The sequence below is a fragment of the Nonomuraea aurantiaca genome (assembly GCF_020215705.1).
In the GTDB taxonomy this organism is placed as follows: Bacteria; Actinomycetota; Actinomycetes; order Streptosporangiales; family Streptosporangiaceae; genus Nonomuraea; species Nonomuraea aurantiaca.
In genome coordinates, this window is sequence record NZ_JAIWNB010000017.1 from 25,154 (window position 1) to 37,710 (window position 12,557).

General features: G+C 71.5%; 11 protein-coding genes and 2 pseudogenes. 4 read left to right on the top strand and 9 right to left on the bottom strand.

Annotated elements, in window-relative coordinates; all coding sequences use genetic code 11:
- Positions 1-22 precede the first annotated feature (22 nt).
- Positions 23-991: a transcriptional regulator FtrA gene (gene ftrA, locus LDL49_RS33485; protein ID WP_225297074.1), complete on the bottom strand. Its 969-nt coding sequence runs from the start codon at positions 989-991 to the stop codon at positions 23-25.
- Between the two features lie 98 nt (positions 992-1,089).
- Between ftrA and LDL49_RS33490 the strand changes: the two genes are divergently transcribed.
- Complete coding sequence (locus tag LDL49_RS33490) at positions 1,090-1,536, top strand: rhodanese-like domain-containing protein (protein WP_225297076.1); 447 nt, start codon at positions 1,090-1,092, stop codon at positions 1,534-1,536.
- A gap of 29 nt (positions 1,537-1,565) precedes the next feature.
- Here LDL49_RS33490 and LDL49_RS33495 read toward each other — a convergent pair whose 3' ends face one another.
- Genes LDL49_RS33495 through LDL49_RS33510 form a run of 4 tightly spaced genes read right to left on the bottom strand, consistent with a single transcriptional unit; the run spans position 1,566 to position 5,306 of the window.
- A complete protein-coding gene (locus LDL49_RS33495; protein WP_225297078.1) occupies positions 1,566-2,795 on the bottom strand; it encodes an SGNH/GDSL hydrolase family protein in 1,230 nt (409 codons plus the stop codon).
- Positions 2,796-2,811: 16 nt separating this feature from the next.
- The gene (locus LDL49_RS33500) at positions 2,812-4,116 is read right to left on the bottom strand and encodes an FAD-binding oxidoreductase (protein ID WP_225297080.1); all 1,305 of its coding nucleotides are present in this window, start codon (positions 4,114-4,116) and stop codon (positions 2,812-2,814) included.
- A 39-nt stretch (positions 4,117-4,155) separates the two neighbouring features.
- A complete protein-coding gene (locus LDL49_RS33505) occupies positions 4,156-4,860 on the bottom strand; it encodes an SDR family oxidoreductase (protein WP_225297082.1) in 705 nt (234 codons plus the stop codon).
- Positions 4,854-5,306 (bottom strand): carboxymuconolactone decarboxylase family protein, encoded by a 453-nt coding sequence (locus tag LDL49_RS33510; protein WP_225297084.1) that lies wholly within the window; start codon positions 5,304-5,306, stop codon positions 4,854-4,856. The genes LDL49_RS33505 and LDL49_RS33510 overlap by 7 nt, the downstream gene beginning before the upstream one ends.
- Positions 5,307-5,500: 194 nt before the next feature.
- On the opposite strand from LDL49_RS33510, the gene LDL49_RS33515 reads away from it, so the two are divergent.
- Positions 5,501-6,982, top strand: coding sequence for a tetratricopeptide repeat protein (locus LDL49_RS33515; protein WP_225297086.1), 1,482 nt, complete (start codon positions 5,501-5,503; stop codon positions 6,980-6,982).
- A 170-nt stretch (positions 6,983-7,152) separates the two neighbouring features.
- Here the strand turns inward: LDL49_RS33515 and LDL49_RS33520 are convergent, their stop codons facing one another.
- Entirely contained in the window at positions 7,153-7,731 is a 579-nt protein-coding gene (locus LDL49_RS33520) for a TetR/AcrR family transcriptional regulator (RefSeq protein WP_225297089.1), read from the bottom strand.
- A 114-nt stretch (positions 7,732-7,845) separates the two neighbouring features.
- Here LDL49_RS33520 and LDL49_RS33525 point away from each other — a divergent pair, with 114 nt between their 5' ends.
- The gene (locus LDL49_RS33525; RefSeq protein ID WP_225297090.1) at positions 7,846-8,925 is read left to right on the top strand and encodes a Gfo/Idh/MocA family protein; all 1,080 of its coding nucleotides are present in this window, start codon (positions 7,846-7,848) and stop codon (positions 8,923-8,925) included.
- Between the two features lie 274 nt (positions 8,926-9,199).
- Here LDL49_RS33525 and LDL49_RS58610 read toward each other — a convergent pair.
- The 3 genes and pseudogenes from LDL49_RS58610 to LDL49_RS33535 all read right to left on the bottom strand — a co-directional run.
- Positions 9,200-9,325, bottom strand: a pseudogene (locus LDL49_RS58610) (dihydrofolate reductase family protein); the annotation flags it as partial.
- 58 nt (positions 9,326-9,383) lie between these two features.
- A pseudogene (locus LDL49_RS59360) lies at positions 9,384-9,545 on the bottom strand (hypothetical protein); the annotation flags it as partial.
- Between the two features lie 163 nt (positions 9,546-9,708).
- Complete coding sequence (locus LDL49_RS33535) at positions 9,709-10,893, bottom strand: MFS transporter (RefSeq protein ID WP_225297095.1); 1,185 nt, start codon at positions 10,891-10,893, stop codon at positions 9,709-9,711.
- Positions 10,894-11,191: 298 nt separating this feature from the next.
- Between LDL49_RS33535 and LDL49_RS33540 the strand changes: the two genes are divergently transcribed.
- Complete coding sequence (locus LDL49_RS33540; protein ID WP_225297097.1) at positions 11,192-12,454, top strand: multidrug effflux MFS transporter; 1,263 nt, start codon at positions 11,192-11,194, stop codon at positions 12,452-12,454.
- Positions 12,455-12,557: the final 103 nt, after the last annotated feature.

Below are 12,557 nucleotides of genomic sequence, written 5' to 3' on the forward strand. Positions count from 1 at the left end.
CTCTGGCAAGACCTGCCAGAAGTCAGCGGCCGAATGCCTTCCGGTACGCGGACGGGGAGGTGCGCATCGAGCGGCTGAAGTGGTGGCGGAAGGTGACCGGGCTCTCGAAACCGACGGCGGCCCCGACCTCCTCGACCGGCGCCGTGGCCGACTCCAGCAGCGGCAGGCTGGCCGCGATCCGCTGCGCGATCACCCAGCGCAGCGGGCTGGTCCCGGTCCTGCGGTTGAAATGCCGGACGAAACTGCGCTGCGACATCCCGGCCACCCGGGCCAGCACCGCCACCGTGATCGGACGGGAGAGATTGGCCAGCGCCCATTCCATCGTCCTGGCCACGGCGTCGTCTTCCTTGACGGGGGAGACGGCGGCCTCGATGAACTGCGCCTGGCCGCCCTCCCGGTGCGGCGGCACGACCAGCCTCCTGGCCACGGTGTTGGCCACGCCCGGGCCATGGTCTCGGCGGATGAGGTGGATCAGCAGGTCGATGCCGGCCGCGCTGCCCGCGCTGGTCAGAACATCGCCGTTGTCCACGTACAGCACGCCGGGATCGACTCTGACCTGCGGAAAACGCTCCTGGAGCAGCTCGGCGTACCTCCAGTGCGTGGTGGCCGGCCGGCCGTCCAGGAGGCCGGCCGCCGCGAGGACGAAGGCGCCCGAGCAGATCGACACGATGCGGGCGCCCCGCTCGTGCGCCCGTCGCACGGCGCCGATGAGCGCGGGGGAGACCTCGGCGCGGACGTCCGGCACACCCGGGACGATCACCGTCCGCGCCTCGGCGAAGACGTCCAGCCCGTACGTCGCCTGGACGGTGAAGCCGCCGACCGCCCGCAGCGGGCCGTCGTGCTCGGCGCACACCACGAGGTCGTACCACGGGACGTCCAGCTCCGGCCGGGGAAGCCCGAAGACCTCGACGACGCAGCCCAGCTCGAAGGGGCTCATGCCGTCGAAGGCCAGGACCGAGACGGTGCGGCTGCTGTCATGGCGCTGGAGCATGGCTGGATGTTAGCGGCATTAGGCATTCATGCCACTCGTGAGGGGGTGGGGGCGCGCTGCACCATTCATCAGAGGAACGAGTTGGAGGTAATACCGAAATGTCAGCACTTCTCACCACGCCGGCCGCCGCCGTCGCTCATTTTTCGGCCCGCCTGGCGTTCGAGACGGACGTGTCCGATGTCCATGCCGATCTCAGCGCGGGCGATGCGAGCATCGTCGTGGTCGACTCGCGCAGCCTGGAGAGCTGGCGGCAGGGCCACATCCAGGGCGCGCTTCATCTGCCCACGGCGGAGATCGCCGCCCGCGCCCCCTCGGTCGTCTCCCGCGACGTGAGCGTGGTGACGTACTGCTGGGGGCCCGGGTGCAACGGCGCCACGCGGGCGGCGCTGGAGTTCGCCAGGCTCGGCTATCGCGTCAAGGAGATGATCGGCGGCTTCGAGTACTGGGCACGCGAGGGCTTCCCGGTCGTGACCGGCACCGGCGTGGAGAGGCGGCCCGCCGACCCGCTGACGGCTCCCGTCCATGCCGTCGCCTGCGGCTGCTGAGCGTGAAGCTCAGCTGACGGACCCCGGCTTCACAGGCTACGCAGGTCGATGGCGTCGGCCATCGCCTGGTAGCCGGCCGGATTGGGGTGCAGGTGGTCTCCGCTGTCGAAGCCGGGCCGGATCCGGTCCGGGTCGGCGGGGTCGGCGACGGCGCGGTCGAAGTCCACGACCGCGTCGAACGCGCCGCTCATGCGGATCCACGCGTTGACCGTGTCGCGGACCCGCTCGGCCTCATCCGTGAGGTACGCGTACCCCTTGGCGGGCAGGAGCGTGCCGCCGACGATCCGCATGCCGCTCGCGTGGGCGGCGCGGATGAGCTGCCGGTAGCCGCCGATCAGGTCGTCGGCACCGACCTTGACCGCAGGCGTGGTGCAGGGCGTGGGTTCCTGCAAGCCCAGGAGGATGTCGTTGATGCCCTCCAGCACGATCACGCTCTTGACGCGGGACCGGTCGAGCACGTCCCAGCGGAAGCGTGCCAGTCCCCGCTCGCCCAGGCACGCCGAGTCGTTGAGCAGGCGGTTGCCGGCGATGCCGAGGTTGAGCACCGGCCGCCGGCCGGCCAGCCTGCGGGCCAGCGCGTCCGGGTAGCGGTCATCGGTGTCCTGGGTGGCGCCGTACCCGTCGGTGATGGAGTCGCCGAAGGTCGCCACCGCCGCCGCGCCGCCGTGCACGTCCACTCCGGACAGGTAGAACCAGGAGCTATTGGTCTCGGCGAAGGCCGTCGCGCCGAGGTCGCGGAGGTGATCGCCGCCGGCCCGGTAGGAGGTGGCCTGCGCGAGGTTGTGGTAGGTGGCCGGGCCGGTGGCGCCCTGGAAGTACAGCGTCACGGCCAGCCGCTCGCCCGGCTTGACCGCGAGCCGGACGGGATCGCCGGCGGCCTGCCCGCCGGCGGGGATGCTCACGGAGGCGGAGCGCGCGAAGGTCAGCGGCCGGAGAGTGCCCGCCTGCACGTCGGCGCCCGCGCCGGCCTTGCCCACGCTGGCCCCGGTCAGCCGGAGCGGGGCGCTGCCGTAGCGGTTCGACAGCCGGATCCGGAGCCTCGAGCCGCCGGCGGTGACCCGCACCACCTGGCGGACGGAGTGGTCGGCGAAACCTTTCTCCGCCCAGGTGGGATACCAGACGTCGGGCGACGGCTGCTGGACGGCGCTCGCCCATCCCGCTGTCCATTCACCTGTCCATTCACCGGTTTCCGCGCCGGCGGGTGCCGGTAACGCCGTCAATGCGGCGACCAGGGCGGCGGCGGTCGCGATTCTCAACACGTGGATGCTCTTTCTCTCAGTCCAGGACGGGGAAGTTGGCGCGGAAGACGCCATAGGGATCGCGGTGGCGCTTGAGCTCGCGCAGCCGGGCCAGGGTGCCGGCGGGGAAGGCTTGGGCGGCGTTCTCCGCCGGAGCGAGGAAGGTGTACGGCTTGCGTCCGCTGACCGCCTGGCCCAGTGCCTCGACCAGGGCTGCCTGCCTGCCCTGCACCGCATCGGCCAGGTGGGGCAGGCGCAGGCCGAGCAGGTAGAGCAGGTACGGCTCGGCGAGCGCGCCACCCGCGCCGCCGGCGGGATCGGCCTCGGCCAGCGCTCCGCCCAGATGCCGGACCTGCAGGTTCAGCAGCGGCGCGAGGTCGGCGCCGGCGAGCGTCGCCAGCGTCGCCTCGTCCAGGCCGGTCAGCAGTTCGGTGCGGGCCAGCATCGGGCTGGGTTCGATCGGCTCGGCCGCGATCGTGCCCAGGTCGGCGAGGTCCATCAGGCCGCGGCTGTCGGAGAGGCTGCCGCCGATCTCGTCGAAGGCGGCCAGCAGCGCCTTGGCCTCAGCGTCATCACCGAGGTAGGTCACGTCGACGGTGACCATCGGCGGGGCGGGCGGCGGCGGGGCCACCCGGTTGACCCAGACCGACAGCTCGCGCGGCGCGTCCGCGGTGACCTGGCGGAAGGCGTCGAACACCGCGGCCGTGCGGGCCGCCGGCCAGACGATCCGTCCGCCGTACACGCTGGGCGCCGGGTGCAGCGCCAGCTCGATCGAGGTGATCAGCGCGTAGTCGCCGCCACCGCCGCGCAGCGCCCAGAACAGCTCGCTGTCGGATTCGGCGGTGACCCGCACCTGCTCGCCGTCGGCGTCGACGACCTCGAAGGCGCGCACCGAGTCGGCGGCCCAGCCAAAGCTGCGGCCGAACCACGAGATCCCGCCGCCGGCGACGAACCCGGCGACCGTCACCGCCGGGCTGCTGCCGGCCGGCCCGGTGAGGCCGTACTTGCCGGTCTCGGCCAGCACCCGCCCCCACCGCACTCCGGCACCGACCCGGGCGACGCGCGCCGCCGCGTCGACCTCCACCCAGTCCAGGCGGCCGGTACGCAGCAGGATCACCCCCTGCACATCGCCCGAGGCGCCATGGCCCGACGGCTGGGCGGTGACCGTCAGCCCGGCTTCGCGGGCGTATCGCACCAGCGCCGCCACATCCGCGGCGTTCTCGGCCTCCACCACGGCGGCCACCGGCTGGTGAACGCCCACCGCCCACGGCCGGGCCGCCTCGTCGAACCCGTCCTCGCCGGGGAGCAGCACACGCCCCCGGACGGCATTACGCAGATCCATGACCGTCGTCTCCTTCAGGGATTACCAGGAAATCGGGGACTACCAAGGAAGGGGGCCTTCGTGCTGGACGAAGGTGGCGGTGGGGCCGTCGGCTTCCAGCAAGGCCATGGCCACGATCGGTGCGGCGCCTTCTTCGGGGGTTTTGATGCCTTCGTTGTGGTTGATGTCGGTCTTGACCCAGCCCGGGTCGACCGTGTTGACCTTGATCGGGGTGTCCCACAGCTCTTTGGCGTAGGACACGGTGATCATGTTCAGGGCGGCCTTGGAGGAGCAGTAGGCCAGGTTGAGCATCGGCCACAGCGGATGGCTCCGGTCCAGGGTGCGGCCGAGCGAGCCGCGCTCGCTGGAGACGTTCACGATGCGTCCCGCCGACGAGCGGCGCAGCAGCGGCAGCAGCGCGTTGGTGACCTCCATGACGCCGAACACGTTCGTCTCGTAGACCTGGCGGGCCTGCTCGACCGAGGTCTGGCTGGGCGGGCCGTCGGCGAAGGTGATCCCGGCGTTGTTGACCAGGATGTCGAGCCTGCCGTACTCCTGCTCGATCCACGTCGCGGCGGCTCGGATACCGGCCGCGTCGGTGACGTCGAGCCGCACGCACGGCAGGCCGAGCAGCTCGGCCGCGGCACGTCCCCGCTCCTCGTCGCGGGCACCGATGATCGCGGTGATGCCCCGGGCGCCGAGCTGGCGGGCGACCTCTAAACCGATGCCCTTGTTCGCGCCGGTGACGAGGGCGACCGCTACCATGCCGCACCCGCGATCTGCCGGGTGGTGGCGTTGAGCCTGTTCCACAGGTTGACGGTGGAGACCGTCATGATCAAAGCGGCGAGCTCGGTCTCGGAGTAATGGTCGGCGGCCTCGTCCCACACGTCGTCGCCGACCTGGCCGCCGTCGGCGAGCCGGGTGACCGCCTCGGCCAGTGCCAGCGCGGCGCGTTCCGCGTCGGTGAAGTACGGGGCCTCGCGCCAGGCGGCCACGGCGAAGAGCCGCTCGTCGCTCTCGCCCTCCTTGCGCAGGTCCTTGGCGTGCATGTCGACGCAGACACTGCACCCGTTGATCTGGCTGGCCCGCAGCAGCACCAGGTCGGACGTGACCTTGGGCAGCCCGGCCTGGTCGGTGGCCTTCTGGAGGTTCATGAGCGCCTGCATGGCGCCGGGCAGGACGATGGCGGGGTTCTTCATGCGTGCTTGCATGGTCTGCCTCCTGGAGAGTTCTGATCGTCGTCGCTGATATGACTGAGGCGAGCGGGGAAATGTGACCGCCGCGCCGTACGATCAGCATCTCGGGGGCGATTAATACATCCGCGATGCATCGACGATGTGGTGATTCGCCGCGGATATAGACTCCGGCGGGTGATCGGCGGGATGTACTGCCCCTGCCCGACGCCTTGGCGCTCTTCACCGGCATCGTGGGCGAGCGCGCGGCCACCGAGCCCGAGGCGGTCACCGAGGTCCTGCTGCTGTGCGGGTTCCTGCCGTTGGCCGTACGCATCGCCGCCACCCGCCTGCGGCACCGCCCTCGCTGGAGTGTGGACCATCTCGCCGAACGCCTGCGTGACGAGCGCCGCAGGCTCACCGAGCTGGCCAGGTCGGAACGCGGCGTGGCGGCCGCGTTCACTCTGTCGTATCGCCAGCTCACCGCCGACCAGCAGCGGCTCTTCCGCCTGCTCGGGCTGCATCCCGGCCGCGACATCGACCCCTACGCCGCCGCCGCGCTCGCCGATCTCCCGATGGAGCGCACCGAGGACGTACTGGAGGACCTGCTGGACGCGCACATGCTCCAGCAGCGCGCCTTCGGCCGCTACGTCTTCCACGACCTGCTCCGCCAGTACGCCGCGCAACTGGTGGCCGAGCAGGAGCCGGAGGAAGCCAGGCACGCGGCGCTGACCCGGCTGCGCGGCCATCAGCTGACCACGGCGTCGGCCGCCATGGACGTGCTCTACCCCGACAGCGCCCACCGGCGACCGCGCATCGAACGAGCCACGCCTCCACCGGTCCCGCTCCATGACGCGCCGCGGGCGCTGGCCTGGCTGGACGCCGAACGAGCCAACCTCGTCCTGGCCGCCGATCGCGACGTGGCGCACACCAGCCTGCTGGCCACCACGCTGTACCGCTATCTCTACGACCACGCCCACCACGACGATGCCCTCGCTCTGTACGGCAAGGCACTGCAGGCCGCCCGACGCCGCGAGGATCCGGCCGATGAAGGGCGGGCGCTGACCGACCTCGGCTGGGTGCACCAGGTGCAGGGGCGCCATGAAAACGCCCGTGAGCACTTCGACCGGGCGCTGGCCGCCTGCCGTACATCTGAAGACCGGCGAGGTCAGGCGCGGGCGCTGCTCGGCTTAGGCAGGGTGAGCACGGACGCGGGCGACCACGAGCGGGCCAAGGAGGCGAACCTGCGCGCCCTGGAGCTGTTCCGCGACATCGGGGACCGCTTCGGCGAGGCCGTGACGCTGGACTACCTCGGCATCGTCCACGAACGGCTGGGACAGTACGCGCAGGCGGCCGACCTGCATCGCCAGGCACTGGAGCTGTCCCGGGAGATCGGCAGCCGAGGCGGTGAGGCCGACGCCCTGAACAACCTCGGGGTGGCCTGCACCCGGTTGGGCCGGCCCGCCGAGGCGCGCGGCCATCACGAGCAGGCGCTGGAGCTGTATCGGCTCTTCGGCTACCGGCGAGGCGAGGCCAAGGCGCTCAACAGCCTGGCCGAGGTCGCGGCGACCATGGGAGACCTCGGCCAGGCCGTACGCCTGCACAGCGCGGCTCTCGACCTGGCCGTAGAGCTGAGCAACCAGAGCGAGGAGAAGCGCGCCCGCGAGGCCATCGCCCAGCTCCGCTCCACCCCGGAGACCTCGCGCCGAAAGTGACCGGCCTTCGCGCAAGCTCCTGGTGGAGGGTGATCAGGTGACGGCGGATGCGGGCGTGCCTGGTTGGGGGCGGCCGGAATACGGCAGAAAGGGGACGCGGGTGCTACGCCTTCGCCCTGCCCGCCCTTGGTGAGGGGGCCTCGGGATGCGACGCGGCGGTGGTCTGAGTTTCAGTCCAGCAGGGCGCGCAGCGCCGAGTCACCGATCTGCCGCAGTTCGTCGTGGCTGCGGCCGGCTGCCGCCTGGACGGCGATGCCGTCGGAGATCGTGTGGATGAGTGCGGCCAGGGCGGCCGGTTCGTAGCGGGAGGGTAGATCGGTGGCCTGCTCCAGCCGCCTGCGCAGCGCTGCCTCACCGGCTTTGCGCACCGCGATGGCGTCCTGGCGTACGGTGTGCGCGTCGGGTCCGCGGGCGTGCACGCTGTTGACGCACAGGCAGCCGTGGGGCGTGTTCTGGCCCGCGGTCAGGTCCACGGCTCCGTGGATCAGCTGCTCGACGACCTCGCGGCCGGTGGACGCGTCCAGGGCGTCGGCAGTGTAGGCGCCGGGGCCGTCGAGGTAGCGGGCCAGGACTTTGGCGAACAGTTCCTCCTTGTTGCCGAAGGCGGCATAGAGACTGGGCTTGTTGATGCCCATCGCGGTAGTCAGGTCGGTCAGCGAGGTGCCCTCGTAGCCGTGCCGCCAGAACACCTCCAGCGCGCGGTCGAGCGCGGCGTCTGCGTCGAACGAGCGTGGGCGTCCGCCGGGCATGCCGTCCTCCGTGCTCTCTCCTAAGTTTTATACCTATCGGTACGTTACCTCTTGTGCCAGAACATCGCGCTGCTCTAGTTTCATACCGTAAGGTACATAACTAAGGAGTGACGCATGATCCGAGTCGGAGTTGTCGGGGCCAGCGGTTGGGCGGACGGCTCGCACCTACCCGCACTGGCCGCGCTTGAGGAGTTCGAGGTGACCGCGGTCGCGACCACCAAGCAGGCCAGCGCGGACAGGGCGGCCGCCGCCCATGGCGTGCGGCACGCCTTCGCTGACGCAGGTGAGCTCGCGGCGCATCCCGAGGTCGACCTGGTCGTCGTCTCGGTGAAGGCTTCCGGACATGCCGCTGTGATCAGGGCCGCGCTCAAGGCCGGCAAGCACGTCGTGTCCGAGTGGCCGTTGGGTGTCGACGCCGACGAGGCGAGCGAGCTGACCGAGGCCGCCACCGCCGCCGGCGTCCTCCACGCGGTCGTCCTCCAGGGGCACCACTCGCCGAGCGCCCGCTTCGCCGCCGACCTGCTGGCCGAAGGCCGGATCGGCACGCTCGAATCGGTCGCGCTGGTGGCGGAGGGCGCCCCCTGGGGCGGCAGTCGAATCTGGCCGAACCTGGTGTTCGGCCTCGACCCCTCAGAGGGAACCACCATCCTGACCATCATGGCCGGCCACTTCCTGGCCGCGCTCGAACGGGCCGCGGGCCCGCTGGCCGAGGTCTCGGCACGACTGCCCCGCACGCACGACCGCGTGCTGGTCGCCGGGACGGAGCGGACCGTGCCCAACGCCACACCCAGCCATGTGCTGCTGCACGGGCTGCTGACGAGCGGCGCCACCGTATCCGTCGCCGTGCACGGCGGCAACGGACCCATCCAGGACGCCTTCCTGCTCAAGTTCGTCGGCAGCGACGCCACTCTGACCGCCACCCCGGCCCAGCGCGGGACGTTCATCCACTGGGGCGACTGGGACATCAGGATCGGAGACGACGTCCTGACCGTGCCCGACACCTATCGCGCCGTCCCCGCGGGCGTCCGGTCCGGCCCACCGGCCAACATCGCGGCCCTCTACCAGGAGGTCGCCCGGGCCATCGCCGAAGACCGGCAGCCACATCCCAGTTTCGAGACCGCCCTGCGCCATCACCGGCTCCTTGCCGCCATCGAACGTTCCGCGGTTGATGGAATCGCCCAGGAAATCTCGTAACTCACCCGGCGACGGCGGCTGGACGCTGATGCCCGCCCCCGACGGCGCCGAGTTCTTCGTACAGGGGCCCCGTAGCGGGGCTGGTTTTTTGGTAACCATCCGTGCTCGGGAACACACTTGACGAACCCCGCCGACGCACCCGCGGGGTTCCAGAGAACGTGTGTCCCTTACATACACGGCCTGTGATCCGGGACGGGTATCACGATCGCCTCGGAACACAGCGCCACGAGATCCTTGGGTGGCCCGAAGCACGGGCCGATCCGAGGTTGGGTACTCAGCTCCTGGTCTCGTACCTGGTCAGGAGTACGCCGTCGGGGAACGTCCGGGTCTCCATCAGGGTCAGGTTCACCCAGTTGTCCAGGGCCGTAAAGAACGGCGTGCCGCTGCCCACCAAGACCGGTGCTCTTGGTCCAGGCGACGGAGACGGTCGCGAGGAACAGGTCGTACCCGGTCACCGCCGGGCGCACCCGCCCCGCGAGCTGGGCGGCCCGCACGTACTCGTCGGTCGCGGCGATGAGGGTGTCACAGGGAAGGGTGAGCGGATTGTCCGGCTCCTGCGCCCTGGCCGCGGCCACGAGCGGTTCCGGCAGCCCGCTGAAGGCGCTGAAGTAGTCCTCCATCGCCCGCAGCCACTGCCGCAACGCCTCGCAGGCGTCGCCGAGTTGCGCGATGTCCGCCCGGCGGGCCACCAACTCCTCCGAACGCGTCTGCAGCACGGCGGTCAGCAGCGCCTCCCGGGTGGGAAATGCCGATACAGCGTGCCAGGGCCGACGCCCGCCTCCCTCAACTCGGCAGGCGCCGCAGCATCAGCGGTACCAGCAGGAACGCCAAGCCCGCGGCCAGGAAGGCGCCGGCTCCGACAGCGCCGGCGAGGGGAGCGGCGGCCGCGGCCAGCGGTGGGACCATGGGCTGGGCCACGCCCCACGACGACCCTTGTACGGCGAACCAGCGCGGCCGGTCGTCTTCCGGCGCGGCGTCGGCGACCGCCGATTGCCAGCGGCCGAGCAGCACACTGTTGGCCGCCGTGCAGCCCAGGTAGGCGGCGATGGTGAGCGGCACGCTGGCGGTGGCGGCCATCACCAGCGCGAGCACCCCGAGCAGCAGCGCGCCCACCCCGAGGATCAGCCCGTGCGAGCGCCCGGCCAGCAGCCGGCGGGCGGCCCACAGCGTCAGGGGGGCCAGCGCGGCGGCACCTGCCAGCGTCAGACCGGGCAGCCACGATGCGGCGCCCCGCTCCAGCAGCGCCAGCGGCACGTACATCATCACCGCCAGTGAGCCGATCGCGAACGCGGTGCCCGCCACGGTCAGCCGCACCAACGCGGCGGGTGGCCGCCAGCGCCCGCTCCTCCCAGCGTGCCGTTCGGCGCGGAGCCCGCTCCTTCCAGCGTGCCGCTCGCCGCGGTGGCTGTCGGACCGGGACTGGGGCCGGGCGTCATCGCGCGGCAGGAACGCCACCGCGACAGCGGCCGCGGCCAGGCAGGTGAGCGCGTCGGCGGCCACCAGCCAGCGCACCCCCAGCGGCAGGAGCACCGCCGCCAGCAGTCCCGCCGCCGCTCCGGCCGCCGACAGCGCCACTCCCAGCACGGCGAAGGTGGCATGGCGCTGCTCGCCCTCGCTCGCCCGTGCCAGCAGTTCCTGCGAGGGCGGCTCGTACACCTCGAAGGCCAGCCCGACCAGTGCGATGGCGATCAGCACCTGCGCCGGGCCCTGCGCCAGGACGAGCGCGAACAGGGCCAGCCCGGTCGCCGCCAGCCCCGCGCTCAGCACACCGCGCGGCGAGAACCGCTCCAGCAGCAGCGCCCCCGCCCAGCGCGAGAGCAGCGCGGTCACCCCGAACAGGGCCAGCGCCGCCGCGGCCAGTTCCGGCCCGGCCAACACCGCCAGGAACGACAGCGCATAGGCGCCCAGAGCGTTGAGGGTCCGCACCCACAGCAGCACCCGCGCCGCCACCGGCAGCGACCTCCACATGCAACCCCCCGAGACGCCGACAAAGACGTCATCCTCACACACGCCACCGACGATCCCGGGGTCTGGTGGCGCCGTGGTCGCGACGGGCGCTGGTGTCGTGATGTCGGGGCTCCCGTCGGGGGGCGCGATCATCCTGGGGTGCTCTGCCGGTACGTGTTACAGCAGAGCCTTTCCCGGCCGCGTCACCTGGGATTCCATGGGCGACAGACCTTGAGACGTCGTGCGTGCCACCGTCTCCTCCCGCCGATTCCTTGATGCGGGCTTGGGTTCCATCACGACACACGACAGGGAGACACGCATGACTGAACCGGCTCGGGTCGCACGCGAACAGGCAAGGGGCCGCCCCTTGGCGGTCGTCCTGTGCGTGCTGACGGTCTTCGGGCCGATCTCCATGGACCTGTATCTGCCCGTACTGCCCGCGCTCACCACCGAGCTGCGCTCCGCGACCTCGGCCGCGCAGCTGACGGTCACCGCGTGCCTGCTCGGCCTGGCTTTCGGCCAGGTCGTCGCCGGGCCGGCGTCCGACCGGTTCGGCCGCCGCGGGCCCCTTCTCATCGGCGTCGTCGCCTACATCCTCACCTCAGCGCTGTGCGCCCTCAGCCCGGCCATCGAGACGCTGGTCGCCGCCCGGTTCGTCCAGGGTCTGGCCGGTGGGGTGGGCATTGTGATCGCGCAGGCGGCAGGGCGTGACCTGTACTCCGGCGGCAAGCTGGTCCGCTACTACGGCCGTCTGACCGTGATCGGCGGGCTGGCCGCCATCATCGGGCCGGTGATCGGCGGGCAGCTCGCCGCCGTCACCGACTGGCGGGGCATCTTCCTGTTCCTGGCGGCGATCGGCGCGGCGATCCTCATCGCCGTCCTCGTCGTCTTCCGTGAGACGCTGCCGCGGCGGGAGCGCGTCGCCGGCGGGCTCACGCGGGCCGGTCGCGACTTTCGGCGGCTGATCCGCGACGGGGTGTTCCTCGGCGCCGTCCTCATCACCGGGCTCGTGAACGCCGCCCTGTTCGCCTATCTCAGCGGCGCCACGTACGTCCTGCAGGGAATCTACGGGCTGTCGCCGCAGGGGTACTCGTTCGCGTTCGGTCTGAACTCCCTGGGGTTCATGGTGTTCGGGTTCGTCGCCGGCCGCCTCTCCGAGCGGTGGTCGGAGAAGGGGACCTTGGTGATCGGGCTGGTGATGTGCCTGGTCGGCGCCGGTGGGCTGCTTGTGACCGCGGCGTTCCACCTGCCCCTGATCGCGGTGATCCTCTCGCTGCTGACGATGGTCAGCGGCGTGGCCGCCACGACCCCGCCGGCCACCTCCCTCGCCCTGGCGAACTACCCCGACATCGCCGGCACGGCGTCCTCGCTGCTCGGGCTGGCCCGCTTCGCGTTCGGCGGCCTCGCCGCGCCTCTCGTCGGCCTGGGCGGCGCCGACGACGCCGTCCCGCTCGGGCTCGTCACGGTCGTCTCGACCGTGCTCGCCATGATCGTCTACGCCGTGTCCATCCGCAGGCCGCTCCGCCCACTCAGGGGTGCCCTGTCGGTACATGTCTCAACAGGGTCTCCCTCAGGCCGTTGACCATTGGTTTCATGGGGAGCGGCCCGGAGGGATGGCGGGTGTCGCCGCCTCTCGCCGCCTCTCGCCGCCGGCCGTCGGGCGCGGATACGGCTACGGCCGCGGC

Coding starts and splice junctions, on each gene's coding strand:
- LDL49_RS33505 (WP_225297082.1), bottom strand. CDS start 4,860: ATGGTAGCGGTCGCCCTCGTCACCGGCGCGAACAAGGGCATCGGTTTA.
- LDL49_RS33540 (WP_225297097.1), top strand. CDS start 11,192: ATGACTGAACCGGCTCGGGTCGCACGCGAACAGGCAAGGGGCCGCCCC.
- LDL49_RS33535 (WP_225297095.1), bottom strand. CDS start 10,893: ATGTGGAGGTCGCTGCCGGTGGCGGCGCGGGTGCTGCTGTGGGTGCGG.
- LDL49_RS33490 (WP_225297076.1), top strand. CDS start 1,090: ATGTCAGCACTTCTCACCACGCCGGCCGCCGCCGTCGCTCATTTTTCG.
- LDL49_RS33520 (WP_225297089.1), bottom strand. CDS start 7,731: ATGCCCGGCGGACGCCCACGCTCGTTCGACGCAGACGCCGCGCTCGAC.
- ftrA (WP_225297074.1), bottom strand. CDS start 991: ATGCTCCAGCGCCATGACAGCAGCCGCACCGTCTCGGTCCTGGCCTTC.
- LDL49_RS33510 (WP_225297084.1), bottom strand. CDS start 5,306: ATGCAAGCACGCATGAAGAACCCCGCCATCGTCCTGCCCGGCGCCATG.
- LDL49_RS33525 (WP_225297090.1), top strand. CDS start 7,846: ATGATCCGAGTCGGAGTTGTCGGGGCCAGCGGTTGGGCGGACGGCTCG.
- LDL49_RS33500 (WP_225297080.1), bottom strand. CDS start 4,116: ATGGATCTGCGTAATGCCGTCCGGGGGCGTGTGCTGCTCCCCGGCGAG.